We start from the raw sequence: 12668 nt of genomic DNA on the forward strand, positions 1-12668 counted from the left end.
GAGGTCGGATTCTTGGGTTTAGGCTGCTGTCCTCCACAGACGCCTTGTAAGCCGCGAACACTAGGCAAGCGGCGCCTATAAATTGGGTGACCGTGCCGATGTGCATGGACATCGGCTTGCGTAGGGTGAGCCTGTGATTATCCAGGCTGCTTTGCAGTCCGGGGCCGGCGTCAGGAGGTGCGCACGGGACACCGGCCAGTAATTTATGCATCGCTTCGCAGGTTACGGGAGCACGTCGCGAAGCCGTCGCATTCGTTGACCGCAATGCAAACCTGAACGCTCTTTCGTGGCGTTGTTTCTTCATCACGGCGGTGTCTCCCAAATTGATGGCGCTGCCGATCAAGGAGGTCGTGACCATGAGCGCGCTCTTAAGGGCATGCTTGCCTTGCGTCCTAAGCGTGATCCTGGCGGCGACACTTGCCGCGTCCGCGGACGAGCCGGAGCTTAGAGGACCCAATGCCGATCCAGGCTCAGGATTGCCGCCGTTGGTCCTGCCTTATATCGAATTGCTCAGCGCACCCGGTGTAGTAGCATCAGCGACGCTTGCCGCGCCCGCGGGCGACTCGGAGCTTATGGGACCCGATCCCGCCCGGCCCGGCATCCAATTGCCCGGCGCACCTGGTGCTCTTGCTCCCATGAAGATGTCTGACCGCTCGCAGCCGGCCGCGCTAATGGCAATAGCGGTATGGCTTTCGTCTGAACTCGGCCTTCCGTCGATCGAAGAGCCCCCGGCGGTAAGCTTCGTACCTGCGCGCAGGATGGCAGGTTTGCGGTTTCGCGACGTGGCGGCGGATCGCTGGAACAGCAGCCCCAATTTTGCCAGTCCGGACAATGTTGGCAAGCAGCCCACTGTTATTGCTATCTACGATGACGAAGCACGGACTATCTTCTTGCCGGAGGGCTGGACAGGCGGCACCCCGGCGGAGCTGTCGGTACTTGTGCATGAGTTGGTCCATCACGTCCAAACCGTGGCCGGGCTGAAGTTTGCATGCGCGGAAGAACGCGAGAAGGCGGCCTTTGAGGCGCAAGAGCGGTGGCTTGCCTTGTTCGGCAGCGACCTTCTGAAGGAATTTGAGCTCGATCCTTTCACGCTGTTGGTTCGCACGAACTGCCTGTATTGATGCTGAAGCCGCTTCGGGGGCAGCCAGTCTGACTGAGCTTCTTACCCCAGAGTATCGGCCGCAAAACCGGTTCTCGGAGGCCCCATGCTCAAACCACAAGATCGAGCGGCTATCCGGCGGTCTTCGTCTCCGGAGCGGCCGCGACCGCCTTGTCATCCCAGACCATCTGCCGGTAGTCGAAGCCGTATTCCAGCGTCGGCTTGACGATGCGGAAATAGGGCGACAGGTCGAAGTCGCGCGGCGTGTAGAGCGAATGATGGCGGATGTGCAGGATTTCCTTGCGCGAATAGCTCGACTGGGCCGAGGCACGGCCGGGCGCGGGTAATCTCGGGTAGGATCGGGTAGCGGATCTGGCCGTAAGCCTCGGCGATCAGCGACGAGCAGATGGCGCGCGTCGGGTCGCCGGAACCGAAAGCCAGCATGCGGCGGCGCCAGCGCACCGGCACCGGCGGCGTCGGCAAGAAGTAGCGCAGCATGTCGAATATGTTCTTGAGATCGTATCTGAGACCCAGCCTGCCGATCATGAAGGCGACGACCGCTTCGCGATCGTCGGGAGCCAGGCCGCTCGCCCGGCAGATGCGGGTGTTGTAGCTGCGGTAGCGCGACAGCGGCACGGCGATGCAGCCATCGCCGAGCGTGACCTCGATCAGGCGCCGCCGTTCCGACCCGTCCTCGGGCTCCGGCAATGCATCGCCGACATAAAAGGCGGCATGCGACCAGGTCGACTGGGTGAGGTATTTGATCGCCGCCGAGATCTTCTGGTTGCCTTCGATGAGCAGGATGTCGCCGGGCTCGAGCGTGCGGCGTAGCGTTTCGGCGTCCGACGGCGTGTAAGGCTCGTAGCCGGACGATTCCTCCTGCAGCCGGCCGGCAAGCCAGCGGCCAAGTCGGTCCAGAAGCGTGTCGCCGGGCTCGGTCATGCCAGACGGCGATTACCACAGGGCGACAAATTAGACCATGATCAGCCCACGCCAGGCGCGCCGGCGTCTTCGTGCGGTACCGCTATGAGATCCTCGCGCACCTTACGGGCGAGCTTCCTCGTCGAGCGCTTCGGACTGTCGCCGAAAAGCTCGGCCGCCTCGGCGAGGCAGGTTTTTTTCAGGCCCTTTTCCGAGCGCTTCAGCAGCTTGCCAAGCAACCGCGTCTCCTCAGCGGGGCCAAGCGGCTGGTCCTCGGCATCGAGAAGCGCGCGCATGACGAGCACATCGTGCAGTTCGCCGAGCCGCTCGCCCAGTTCGTCGACGGCCTTGCGCCGCGTCTTGATCGGCGTCGGCCACAGCCTGCCGAGCAGCGACAGATGCATGCCATGCCTCTTGGCCGCCTTGCGCAGATCGTGAAAATCATCGGCCGCGCCGCGCGAAGCGGCCTTGTCCAGCGCTTTCCTGGCGCGGCGCAAAGTGATGCGCGCGCCTTCGGCGAGCACGTCGGCAGCCTGCTCCGGCTGGTCGGGCAAAGCGAGCTTGTCGATGCGGACGACACCTTCCTCGCAAGCGGCAACCGCCGCGCCTATCGCAGCGTCGAGGCCCGCTCCGACATGCAGCTCATGCTGGCGCGCGACGAGCCTGTCGCGGACGGCACCGAGACCGCCGCCGGCACTTTGCTCGGGAAAGCTTGCCGCCAGCCGGTCGATTGTTTCGACCAGCGCAGTCGCCTCACGCGGACCGGCAAGCAGGGCCGCCACCTGGCGGTAGCACTGATTCTCGGTCACGCAGAATGTTTCGTCCCCGGAACGAACTAGGCGCAGTAAAGCGCGGACGTTTTTCAACCGCTTGCGGCACTTGTGCAGCGCCTGTTCGGGCCTGTCATGCGCCGCGTCCAGATGAACGAGCGCCCTGCCGATCTCCTCGGCGAGGATGCGCCTGACCTCGCCGGTCAGCGACATGCGCGGATCGATACGAAAGCTCATGCGACGATCTCCGGAATCCCCCCAAGGGCGAGCGACGCGTTGTAAAATCTCGGCTCGCCGGTGACTTCGCGGCCGAGCCAATCTGGCAGCATTTCGTCCGGTACATCCTCCTGCGTCTCGAGCTCGGCGATCACCAACCCCGCAAGCGTCCCGCCGAAGACATCGACTTCGTAGAGATAGCCGCGGTGTCTAACATGGTGGCGTGTCTTCTCGATGACACGTCCGATGGCAAAGGCCTGCATCTCTTGCGCCTCCGCCAAAGGCACCGGATATTCGAATTCATCGCGCTCGCGGGCCTGGCTGCCGAACTTGAGCGTCAGCTTGGCAGCGGCATCATTGCTGATGCGCACACGCACCGTGCGGGTAGGCTCGGCGACAAGATAGAATTGACGGATATGAATGTCCGCCTTGACCATTCCCCGCCATTCCTCACCTGAGACCAGGAATTTACGCTCGATTTCCTTGCCCATGGCGAGGCACTAAAGCGCGCACGGCCAGAGTTGGCAAGCCGCTTGACCGCAGTTGACTTTAATCATTCGATTGATTAAAGTATAGACCATGATCAAATCGCCCAGTGCCAGCGGCCTTCCTCATGAAGCGCCCAAGACTGCCGCGGATATGACGCGGACGGCCCTCGTGCGCGCGGCGCTGAAGCTGTTCGGACGCCAGGGTTTCGACGGCACGTCGACGCGCCAGATCGCGGCTGAGGCCAAGGCCAATATCGGCTCGATCGCCTATCATTTCGGCGGCAAGGAAGGGCTCCGCAACGCGGCGGCCGACTACATCGTAGACACCATCCAGACCATTGCGGGCCAGGCGATCGGCAATCTGCAAGCGCCGCCCGCGGCATTGGCGGACACCGAGGCCGCGCGGGCACATTTAGCCGTCGCACTGGAGCGGATGGTCGCCTTCATCGCGGCAAGGCCGGAAGCCGGCGAGATTGTACAGTTCGTCCTGCGTGAGCTGTCGCATCCAACCGCCGCGCTCGACCGTATCTATGACGGCGTGTTCGAACCGGCGCATCACCGGCTCTGCCTGATCTGGGAACAGTCGACGGGCGAGCCGGCCGAGAGCGAGCGCACTAAACTCACCGTATTCACGCTGATTGGCCAGGTCGTCTATTTCCGCATCGGCCGCGAGGCGGTTATGCGCCGGATGGGCTGGCGCGAGATCGGCGATGACGAGGCCGGCAAGATCGCGGCAACAGTAACCGACAATCTCAGCGCGATTTTAGCTCGGCGCGATTTGGCTGTCCGGAAGGATCGTGGATCATGAGCCTGCTCTGTTCTTTGCCGCTTGCCGCCCAGCTTTTCAGCGCCTGCGCGCCGGCAGCACCGCTCGCCGTCGGCTACGTCGAGGGCGATTATGTGCTGCTGGCGCCGATCGAGGTGGCCCAGGTCGAGACGATTGCGGTCAAGCGCGGCGACCGCGTAGCGCCCGGCACGCCGGTGGTGACGCTGGAAAACGCCGACGCCAAGATCGCCATCGCGCAGGCCGAGGCGGCCCTCGCGCAGGCCCAGGCGCAACTTGCCGACCTGCAGGTCGGCAAGCGGCCGGAAGAGATTGCAGTGCTCAGGGCGCAGGTCGACATGGCCAAAGCGCAGGCCGCCGACGCCAAACGCAGATACAGCCGCGCCAGCGATCTGTTCAAACGCGGCACCGGCACGCAGGCCGATTATGATACGGCTTCCGCGGCGCTGGAGACGGCCAACGCGCAGGTCGGCCAGGCGGAAGCCAATCTCGCTGTCGGCGGCCTGCCGGCACGGCCGGAGACGATCAAGGCCGCCGACAATCAGGTCAGGCAGGCGCAATCGGCGCTGGAGCAAGCGCAATGGCGACTGTCGAAGCGTGTGCTCACGGCGCCCTCGCCCGGCAGGGTCAACGATGTCATCCGCTATCCCGGCGATACAGCCGGGCCGACCGCGCCGGTCATCTCCATACTGCCGGACGGCGCAGTGAAGCTCAGCGTCTATGTGCCGGAAAGCGCGTTCTCCTCGGTCGAGGTCGGCACGCTGCTCAACGTCCATTGCGATGGTTGCGGATCGGGCGTGAAGGCACGCGTCAGCTATGTGTCGCCGGATCCGGAATTCACGCCGCCGGTGATCTACTCGCTCGAGACCCGGCAAAAGCTGGTCTATCTGGTCGAAGCGCGGCCGGAAGGCGACGCCAGCGCATTGCAGCCCGGGCAGATCGTCGACGTCGATCTGGCGGACATCGGAAAATGAACGTCATCGACGTGCACGGCCTGGTCAAACGCTTCGGCGACAAGACTGTCGTCGACCATGTGACGATGACCGTGGCCGAGGGCGAGATCGTCGGCTTCCTCGGGCCGAACGGCTCGGGCAAAACGACGACCATCCGCATCATGTGCGGCTTGCTGACGCCCGATGAGGGTGAAGGCACGGTTCTGGGCTTCAACATCCGCACCGACAGCCTGCGGATCAAGCGCGAAGTCGGCTACATGACGCAGAGATTCTCGTTCTACGAAGACCTCACCATCGGCGAGAATCTCGAATTCGTGGCACGGCTCTACCGGCTGAAGCCGCTCGACGAACATGTGGCCAAGACGCTTGAGGAGCTCGGCCTGACATCACGCAGAAACCAACTGGCCGGCACCTTGTCCGGCGGCTGGAAGCAGCGGCTGGCGCTGGCCGCCTGCATCATGCACAAGCCGAAACTGCTGCTGCTCGACGAACCGACGGCTGGCGTCGACCCGAAGGCGCGGCGCGAATTCTGGGACGAGATCCACCGGCTGGCGAGCGGCGGGCTGACCGTGCTGGTCTCCACCCATTACATGGACGAGGCCGAGCGCTGCCACCGCATCAGCTACATCTCCTATGGCAAGATGCTGGCCACCGGCACGGTTGAGGACGTGGTGAGGAATGCCGGGCTGACCACCTTCGTCCTGCAAGGGCCGCGGCTCGATCAGGTCGCTGCCGCACTTCATGGCCGCCCAGGCGTCGACCAGGTGGCGCCGTTCGGCGCGGCGCTGCATGTAGTCGGCTCCGACAGGACGGCGCTTCAGGCAGCGCTCGCCGACGTCGAGAAAGACCACAAGGGCGTCAGGGTCTCGCCCGGCGAGACCAGCCTGGAGGATGTGTTCATCCAGTTCATGTCCGGTTCGAAGGACAATATGGGATGAAGAACGGGATAAACAGCGTCTTTTCCTTCGCCAGGCTCGGTGCGCTGCTGATCAAGGAGTTCATCCAGATGCGGCGCGACCGCATCACCTTCGCCATGATGCTGGGCGTGCCGCTGATGCAGCTGGTGCTGTTCGGCTATGCCATCAACAACGATCCGAAGAGCCTGCCGGCAGCGCTGGTGGCGATGAGCAGCGATCCTTACACGCGAGCCATGGTTTCGGCGCTGCAGACCACCGGCTATTACCGCTTCGACCATGTCGCGCAAAGTGCCGCCGAAGCCGAATTCCTGATGGCGCGCGGCGACGTTGCCTTCGTCGTCACCATTCCCGCCGATTTCGCCCGACGGGTCGAGCGTGGCGACAGCCCGCAGATCCTGATCGAGGCGGATGCGACCGACCCGGCCGTCGCCAGCGGCGCCATCTCGACGCTCGGCACCGTTGCCAACCAGGCGCTGCTCAGGGCGCGCGGCATGCAGGAGACAGCGGCCGAAGCTGCCCGGGGCCAGCTCCAGGTCGTAGTGCACCGGCGCTACAATCCGGAAGCCGTATCGCAATACAACATCGTGCCCGGCCTGCTCGGCGTCATCCTGCAGATGACGATGGTAATGATGACCTCGATCGCGCTGACGCGTGAGACCGAGCGCGGCACGATGGAGAACCTTCTGGCGATGCCGTCCAGCCCGCTCGAGATCATGCTGGGTAAGGTGCTGCCGTATCTGGCGGTCGGCGCCGTGCAGGTGCTGGTGGTGCTGGCGGCATCGAAGCTTCTGTTCGCCATCCCCTTCACCGGATCGATGTCGCTGCTGTTGACGGCCGTCCTGATCTTCGTGCTGGCGCTGGTGCTGCTCGGCTATACGATCTCGACGATTGCCCGCACGCAGATGCAGGCACTGCAGCTCACCTTCTTCTTCTTCCTGCCGTCGATCATGCTGTCCGGTTTCATGTTCCCCTATCGCGGCATGCCGGACTGGGCGCAGATTTTCGGCGAGGTGCTGCCGCTGACGCATTTCCTGCGCATCATCCGCGCGGTGATGCTGAAGGGCGCCGAGCTGCCGGCGGTGGCAACGGAGATCGGCTGGCTGGTGGTGTTCGTGGCGCTGTTCGCCGGCGTGGCGCTGGTGCGGTTCCGCCGGACGTTGGATTAGGGTCGAACTCGATCCGCTTGTGCAAATGACCGAGATTCACACCGGCTTGGCCTGACCCGGGACCGGCGCCAATTCAGGCGCATTGAGCCCTTCGAAGGGATCGCGCCAGGCGTCGATTTCTTCAAGCTGCCGATACCAGCGACCGACAGAAGGATAATCATCGAGCGGCAATCGGGCGACGTCGTTGAAGGGCAGAAACGTCGCCATTCGAAAGTCGGCATAGGAAACCGAACTTCCGACCAGCCAATCTCGCTCGGAAAGCTCGGCATCAAGTATTGCGGCGGCGGTGCTGAAGTCGCTCAGGCCCTCCTCAACCCGCGCCTGATCGATCGGGCCGAGCCCATAGCGCTGTTTGGTCCCGCGTTCGAAATGCACGACGTCGCAGGCTCTTGCGAAGTTCTCTTTGCCCCAACTCAGCCATCGGATCATCTCGGGCTCGTCGTCGCCGGTGCGCCAGAAATGCGAATGCGTGTCGCGTGAAAACCGGCAGGCTATGGCGTCGGCCTCCCAGAGGCTTTTTCCCAAGCCCACAAGGATAGGCAATGAAAGATTTGGATTGAGCGGCCGAAAGCGCTCGGCCTGCCCCGGAGCGAAGGGAGAGGCGAATTCGAACTCGACCTTGGCTTTGAGATACCGTGCCACCGCGACCGCGAGGCGAGGATTGGGATTGCGGCTGAAGAACAGTTTCATTGATCTCAGTCTTTGAAGGGTACCGGTTCGACCGGGCGCAACGGACGCTCAAGCACCTCGAATCGGCACATGACCTGGAACTGGTTGCTATCCTAGCCGGCAGCAATGATCTCGGCATAGGTGCTGAGATCGACATTGCCACCGGAGAGCACCACGGCAATGCATTTCCCGGCAAGGTCGATCTCGCCTGACGACAGCGCGGCCAAGCCGACGCAACCGCCAGGTTCGACGACCAGCTTCAGGCAAGCCATGGCATCGCGCATCGCCTGTGCCACCGCCTTGTCGGAAACGGTGATGGCGCCGGCGAGATTCTTGCGGTTGATCTCGAAAGTGATCGCGCCCGGCTCGGCGACGAGAAGGGCATCGCAGATCGAGGTGTGGCCGGGCGCGTTCGACACCCTGGCGCCTTTGATCAGCGAGCGGCGTGTGTCATCGAAATGCTCGGGTTCCACGGCCCAGACGGCGGTGCCCGGTGAGGCGTCCTTGACCGCGATCGAAATGCCGCTGCTCAAGCCGCCACCGCCGCAGGGAACGACTACCGCATCCAGGCTGACGCCAAGCGCGCTTGCTTGGCGCATCAATTCGAGGCCGATCGTGCCCTGGCCGGCGATGATGGCCGGATCGTCGTAGGGCGGCACCAGGACCATGCCCCTTTCCACGTAAGAACGGACGACGGCAGTGCGATCGTCGCGGACCCGGTCGAAGGTGATCACTTCCGCGCCCATCTTCCTGACATTGCCGACTTTCATCGCCGGCGCATCGGTGGGCATGGCGATGACGGCCTTGACGCCGAACATCGCCGCTGCGGCGGCAACGCCTTGCGCGTGATTACCCGACGAGAAGGCGACGACGCCGCCAGCGCGTTCTTCCGCCGAGAGCGAGGAGAGCTTGTTGTATGCACCGCGGAACTTGAAGGAGCCGGTGCGCTGCAACGTCTCGGGCTTGAACAGGATCCTGGCGCCGAAGCGCTTGTTCAGCTCCGGCGATTCGATCAGCGGCGTTTCGACGATCAGGCCGGACAATCGCGCTGCTGCGCTGCGGATATCGGCGATGCCGGGAGGGGTGGTCATGGCGAGGTCCTGCAAGAAATGAGACCGCCTATGGTGCACGGAAAGGGAGGCCGCGCACCAATGAAAAAATGTGACGGTTACAATTCGTCTTGCAGGCAGGAGAGGAGCGTGCCTGCCACCTGCCGCCTCCTCGTCTCTCCGCCATGCGGTCGTCGCTTCAATCGACAAATCGTTGCCGATTGACCGGCTTGGCCGCCGCTCCTCACCCCAACAGCGTCTTTTGCCGTTTGGGACCGCCCATCTTACGCCAGGTGTTGAAGCGGTGGGTGGCGGCGGCGAAGGAGATCTTCATCTGCTGGGCGACCGAATAGCGCGACTTGCCCTCGTCGAACAGGCGATAGCAGCACTCGACACCCTCCTCAGTCAACTTGCCATCGGGGGCCTTGTTGTGCGGATTGGCGGGATCGAATTTTTCGACCTGCTGCTCGACCAGGCCTTTCAGGCGCTGCAGATCCGCCTCGATGTTGGCGATCAGGTCGAGGACTGGTTTGGGATCAAACGGCTGCTGTTTTTCCGGCATCTGCGGGTTCCTTTCTCTTGGTTCAGATTCGGTTATATAAGTGAACGTTCACCGATAGCAAACGACGACCTGCTCGAGGTTTCGAAATCTGTAGCTTTTGAGCATGAGTGGAGCACGCACGATTGACCGGCGACGTGCAAGGTCATAGTTTAGAACTATTCTAAACTAGGGTGAATTTCTCATGCTTTCCCGCGTTTTCGGCCTCGGCCGCCGTTCCTTTGAATCGCTCTCGGAGCAGGAGATCCTGGCGCTCGCCATCTCCTCCGAGGAGGATGACGGGCGCATCTATCGCGCCTATGCCGACGGGCTGGCGGAAAGCTTTCCGCAATCGGCCAAAGTGTTCGAAGAGATGGCGGAGGAAGAGGACGGCCATCGCGATTCACTGATCGAGCTTTACCGCAAGCGTTTCGGCGAGCGGATACCGCTGATCCGGCGCGAACATGTGAAGGGTTATTACGAGCGCAAACCGGACTGGCTGGTGAGGCCGCTCGGCGTCGATCATGTGCGCAGCCAAGCCGAGGCCATGGAGCGGCAGGCCTACCTGTTCTATGTCGAGGCGGCCAAGCGCACAGGCGATGCGTCGACGCGAAAGCTGCTCGACGATCTGGCGATCGCAGAACAGGGCCACGAGACACTAGCGCAGCGGCTCGAACAAAAGCATGTGCCGGGCGCGGTCAAGGACGAAGAGGCGGCGGCCGAGCAGCGCCAGTTCATCCTGACCTACGTACAACCGGGGCTGGCGGGGCTGATGGATGGGTCGGTGTCAACACTGGCGCCGATCTTTGCCGCCGCCTTTGCCACGCACGACACGTTCCAGACCTTTCTGGTCGGGCTTGCTGCCTCGATCGGCGCCGGCATCTCGATGGGTTTCACCGAAGTGGCCTCCGACGACGGTAAGTTGTCGGGCCGCGGCTCGCCGGCAAAACGCGGTCTGACCGTCGGCGTCATGACAACGCTGGGCGGGCTCGGCCATGCGCTGCCCTATCTCATCCCGCTTTTCTGGACGGCGACCATTGTCGCCGCCGTGGTGGTTTTCTTCGAGCTGTGGGCGATCGCCTTCGTGCAGAACCGCTATATGCAGACGCCATTCTGGCGCGCCGCCTTCCAGGTGGTGCTGGGTGGCGCGCTGGTGTTTGCGGCAGGGGTGCTGATCGGGAATGCATAGCAGCCCCTATCCGTTCACCACCCGGCTGTCTGCTGGCGCCTCGGCGCGTTCGGTCAGGCCGTAGTCGCGCACGACGTGGGCGATGCGCAAACAATAGTCGGCAAAGATACCGCCGCGCCCGGCTTTCTGGGCCTGCCGATGTTCCTGCGTGTTGCGCCAGGCCTTCACCGCTTCCTCGTCGCGCCAGAAGGACAGCGACAGGATGCGGTTCGGATCGGCAAGGCTCTGGAAGCGCTCGATCGACAGGAAACCGTCGATGCCGTCGAGCAGCGGCCGCAGGTCGGCGGCGATGCCGAGGTAGGCTTCGCGCTTGCCCGCCGCCGGCTCGACCTCGAAGATGACGGCGATCATGGCTTCACCAAAGGACCATGCGGCGCGGAGGCCAGCTTGAGGAAGATGCGATCCTCCTTCAGGATGAATTTTTCCCGCCGGGCGAACTCGTAATTCGCCTTGCCGGCGGGATCGGCGGCGAGCCGGGCGCGGTAGACTTCGTAGGCCGCAAGACTGTCGATGTTCTAGGCGGCATAAGCCGTGGTGGCCGAGCCTTCGTGCGGCGCGAAATAGCCGATCAGATCGGCGCCGCAGCGCGGGATCGCCTGCCCCCAATTGCGGGCATATTCCTCGAACGCCGCCTTGCCGAACGGATCGATCTCGTAGCGGATGAAGCAGGTAATGGTCATTTTCGCCTCCTTGGCGGGTGGATGTTTCTTGCGACCACAGTTCGAGCCGGGTCGAAACGTTCCGAAGATCGATATGCTAGGCAATCCCTCGCTGATCATGCCTGCCAGAAGGATTTCGCGTATTCGCGACGGACGTCTTCGGGTGTCAGGCCAAGGTCACGCAGCAGATGATCGTCGATTTCGGCGAGATCGAGGCGCTGCGAATGACGGTCGTACCACCGCTTCAGGAGCCACAGCCGCAAGCGGCGCAAGACAATTAACGGGAACGGCCGGCGAGCAGGCGCGGCGCTGAGAATGGTCCTTGCAGGCATCGTCGTCTCCTTGATTTGCATCGAGATTAATGCTTGTCTGACGAGGATGCTTCGATGAGGAACGAACTATGCGCGAAGGCCCTGACATAGCCCGCATTGCCAGCCTGGTCGGCGATCCGGCGCGGGCAAACATGCTGTCCGCACTGATGGGCGGCACAGCACTGACGGCGAGCGAACTGGCACTCGAAGCCGGCGTGTCGCTTCCGACAGCGAGCTCCCATCTATCGAAGCTGATGGAAGGCGGGCTGCTGACGCTGGCGAGCCAGGGACGGCACCGCTATTACGGCCTCGCCGGCCCGCAGGTGGCAGGAATGATCGAAGCCATCACCGGCGTCGCTGCTGCTGTCGGGCCGCAGAGGGTGCGACCCGGCCCTCGCGACGCGGCCATGCGCGTGGCGCGGGTCTGCTACGACCACCTCGCCGGCGAGCAGGCGGTGGCGATGCTGGACCGTCTTGTCGCTCGACAAGTGCTCCTGCGCGACGACAAGGAGATCCAGCTTGGGCCGTCGGCCGCCTCGCATTTCGCCGCGATCGGCATCGACATCCATACCAAAGCGCGGCGACCGGTGTGCCGGGCGTGCCTCGACTGGAGCGTGCGGCGTTCGCACCTTGCCGGCACGCTGGGCGCCGCCATTCTCGACAAGATCCTCGCCGAGAAATGGGCGCGGCGCGAGAAGGACAGCCGTGCCGTGATCTTTTCACCGGCAGGCAAGCAGGCCTTCGAGAACACGTTTCTCGCCTGACAGATCGCTTCGACGCGCTAGTACGCATTCGTCGTTTCACGGAAACGCCGAACCGCTCTGTCTTTTTGTTTTGACGCAATTCCGGGCGGAAAACCTTTTCATACTTTTCCTGGAATTGCTTTAAAGCGCGTCGCGTTCGACCGGCCTCATGCGATGCGCTTTAGGTCCTTGTTTT

General features: G+C 63.2%; 14 protein-coding genes and 2 pseudogenes. 7 read left to right on the forward strand and 9 right to left on the reverse strand.

The window, feature by feature from the left end:
• Positions 1-326 precede the first annotated feature (326 nt).
• Positions 327-1121 (forward strand): DUF6647 family protein, encoded by a 795-nt coding sequence (locus NKH89_RS30290; protein ID WP_156948065.1) that lies wholly within the window; start codon positions 327-329, stop codon positions 1119-1121.
• Positions 1122-1230: 109 nt separating this feature from the next.
• Here the strand turns inward: NKH89_RS30290 and NKH89_RS30295 are convergent.
• From NKH89_RS30295 to NKH89_RS30305, 3 genes and pseudogenes are all read right to left on the reverse strand, one after another.
• Positions 1231-2041: pseudogene (locus NKH89_RS30295) on the reverse strand (C40 family peptidase).
• Between the two features lie 41 nt (positions 2042-2082).
• Positions 2083-3027: a CHAD domain-containing protein gene (locus NKH89_RS30300; protein WP_352910947.1), complete on the reverse strand. Its 945-nt coding sequence runs from the start codon at positions 3025-3027 to the stop codon at positions 2083-2085.
• Positions 3024-3497: a CYTH domain-containing protein gene (locus tag NKH89_RS30305; RefSeq protein ID WP_023718867.1), complete on the reverse strand. Its 474-nt coding sequence runs from the start codon at positions 3495-3497 to the stop codon at positions 3024-3026. The genes NKH89_RS30300 and NKH89_RS30305 overlap by 4 nt, the downstream gene beginning before the upstream one ends.
• 88 nt (positions 3498-3585) lie before the next feature.
• On the opposite strand from NKH89_RS30305, the gene NKH89_RS30310 reads away from it, so the two are divergent.
• The 4 genes from NKH89_RS30310 to NKH89_RS30325 are packed head-to-tail and all read left to right on the forward strand — an operon-like array spanning position 3586 to position 7314.
• Complete coding sequence (locus NKH89_RS30310; RefSeq protein ID WP_023718866.1) at positions 3586-4302, forward strand: CerR family C-terminal domain-containing protein; 717 nt, start codon at positions 3586-3588, stop codon at positions 4300-4302.
• Positions 4299-5252, forward strand: coding sequence for an HlyD family secretion protein (locus NKH89_RS30315; RefSeq protein ID WP_023718865.1), 954 nt, complete (start codon positions 4299-4301; stop codon positions 5250-5252). Before NKH89_RS30310 ends, NKH89_RS30315 begins: the two co-directional genes overlap by 4 nt.
• Entirely contained in the window at positions 5249-6169 is a 921-nt protein-coding gene (locus NKH89_RS30320) for an ABC transporter ATP-binding protein (protein ID WP_352592329.1), read from the forward strand. Before NKH89_RS30315 ends, NKH89_RS30320 begins: the two co-directional genes overlap by 4 nt.
• 8 nt (positions 6170-6177) lie before the next feature.
• A complete protein-coding gene (locus tag NKH89_RS30325; protein ID WP_023718863.1) occupies positions 6178-7314 on the forward strand; it encodes an ABC transporter permease in 1137 nt (378 codons plus the stop codon).
• Between the two features lie 36 nt (positions 7315-7350).
• On the opposite strand, the gene NKH89_RS30330 is transcribed toward NKH89_RS30325, so the two are convergent.
• The 3 genes from NKH89_RS30330 to NKH89_RS30340 form a co-directional block, all read right to left on the reverse strand.
• On the reverse strand, positions 7351-8004 hold the full coding sequence (locus tag NKH89_RS30330) for a glutathione S-transferase family protein (protein ID WP_352495448.1): 654 nt from the start codon (positions 8002-8004) through the stop codon (positions 7351-7353).
• A 92-nt stretch (positions 8005-8096) separates the two neighbouring features.
• Positions 8097-9074: a threonine/serine dehydratase family protein gene (locus tag NKH89_RS30335; protein ID WP_352495447.1), complete on the reverse strand. Its 978-nt coding sequence runs from the start codon at positions 9072-9074 to the stop codon at positions 8097-8099.
• 202 nt (positions 9075-9276) lie between these two features.
• Positions 9277-9594, reverse strand: coding sequence for a hypothetical protein (locus tag NKH89_RS30340; RefSeq protein ID WP_023718860.1), 318 nt, complete (start codon positions 9592-9594; stop codon positions 9277-9279).
• Between the two features lie 181 nt (positions 9595-9775).
• Here NKH89_RS30340 and mbfA point away from each other — a divergent pair, with 181 nt between their 5' ends.
• Positions 9776-10759 carry an iron exporter MbfA gene (gene mbfA / locus NKH89_RS30345; RefSeq protein ID WP_023718859.1) on the forward strand — a complete coding sequence of 328 codons (984 nt, stop codon included), beginning with the start codon at positions 9776-9778 and terminating at the stop codon, positions 10757-10759.
• Between the two features lie 6 nt (positions 10760-10765).
• On the opposite strand, the gene NKH89_RS30350 is transcribed toward mbfA, so the two are convergent.
• The 3 genes and pseudogenes from NKH89_RS30350 to NKH89_RS30360 all read right to left on the reverse strand — a co-directional run bounded on the left by NKH89_RS30350 (position 10766) and on the right by NKH89_RS30360 (position 11750).
• Positions 10766-11110, reverse strand: coding sequence for an antibiotic biosynthesis monooxygenase family protein (locus NKH89_RS30350; RefSeq protein ID WP_352592326.1), 345 nt, complete (start codon positions 11108-11110; stop codon positions 10766-10768).
• Positions 11107-11439: pseudogene (locus tag NKH89_RS30355) on the reverse strand (NIPSNAP family protein). Before NKH89_RS30355 ends, NKH89_RS30350 begins: the two are co-directional and overlap by 4 nt.
• Positions 11440-11534: 95 nt before the next feature.
• Positions 11535-11750, reverse strand: coding sequence for a DUF1127 domain-containing protein (locus NKH89_RS30360; RefSeq protein ID WP_352481378.1), 216 nt, complete (start codon positions 11748-11750; stop codon positions 11535-11537).
• A gap of 68 nt (positions 11751-11818) precedes the next feature.
• Between NKH89_RS30360 and NKH89_RS30365 the strand changes: the two genes are divergently transcribed.
• On the forward strand, positions 11819-12493 hold the full coding sequence (locus tag NKH89_RS30365) for an ArsR/SmtB family transcription factor (RefSeq protein WP_352481377.1): 675 nt from the start codon (positions 11819-11821) through the stop codon (positions 12491-12493).
• Positions 12494-12668: the final 175 nt, after the last annotated feature.

The sequence above is a fragment of the Mesorhizobium sp. M0923 genome (genome assembly GCF_040319365.1).
Classification (GTDB): domain Bacteria; phylum Pseudomonadota; class Alphaproteobacteria; order Rhizobiales; family Rhizobiaceae; genus Mesorhizobium.

Coding starts and splice junctions, on each gene's coding strand:
- NKH89_RS30290 (WP_156948065.1), top strand. CDS start 327: ATGGCGCTGCCGATCAAGGAGGTCGTGACCATGAGCGCGCTCTTAAGG.
- NKH89_RS30300 (WP_352910947.1), bottom strand. CDS start 3,027: ATGAGCTTTCGTATCGATCCGCGCATGTCGCTGACCGGCGAGGTCAGG.
- NKH89_RS30305 (WP_023718867.1), bottom strand. CDS start 3,497: ATGGGCAAGGAAATCGAGCGTAAATTCCTGGTCTCAGGTGAGGAATGG.
- NKH89_RS30310 (WP_023718866.1), top strand. CDS start 3,586: ATGATCAAATCGCCCAGTGCCAGCGGCCTTCCTCATGAAGCGCCCAAG.
- NKH89_RS30315 (WP_023718865.1), top strand. CDS start 4,299: ATGAGCCTGCTCTGTTCTTTGCCGCTTGCCGCCCAGCTTTTCAGCGCC.
- NKH89_RS30320 (WP_352592329.1), top strand. CDS start 5,249: ATGAACGTCATCGACGTGCACGGCCTGGTCAAACGCTTCGGCGACAAG.
- NKH89_RS30330 (WP_352495448.1), bottom strand. CDS start 8,004: ATGAAACTGTTCTTCAGCCGCAATCCCAATCCTCGCCTCGCGGTCGCG.
- NKH89_RS30335 (WP_352495447.1), bottom strand. CDS start 9,074: ATGACCACCCCTCCCGGCATCGCCGATATCCGCAGCGCAGCAGCGCGA.
- NKH89_RS30340 (WP_023718860.1), bottom strand. CDS start 9,594: ATGCCGGAAAAACAGCAGCCGTTTGATCCCAAACCAGTCCTCGACCTG.
- mbfA (WP_023718859.1), top strand. CDS start 9,776: ATGCTTTCCCGCGTTTTCGGCCTCGGCCGCCGTTCCTTTGAATCGCTC.
- NKH89_RS30350 (WP_352592326.1), bottom strand. CDS start 11,110: ATGATCGCCGTCATCTTCGAGGTCGAGCCGGCGGCGGGCAAGCGCGAA.
- NKH89_RS30360 (WP_352481378.1), bottom strand. CDS start 11,750: ATGCCTGCAAGGACCATTCTCAGCGCCGCGCCTGCTCGCCGGCCGTTC.
- NKH89_RS30365 (WP_352481377.1), top strand. CDS start 11,819: ATGCGCGAAGGCCCTGACATAGCCCGCATTGCCAGCCTGGTCGGCGAT.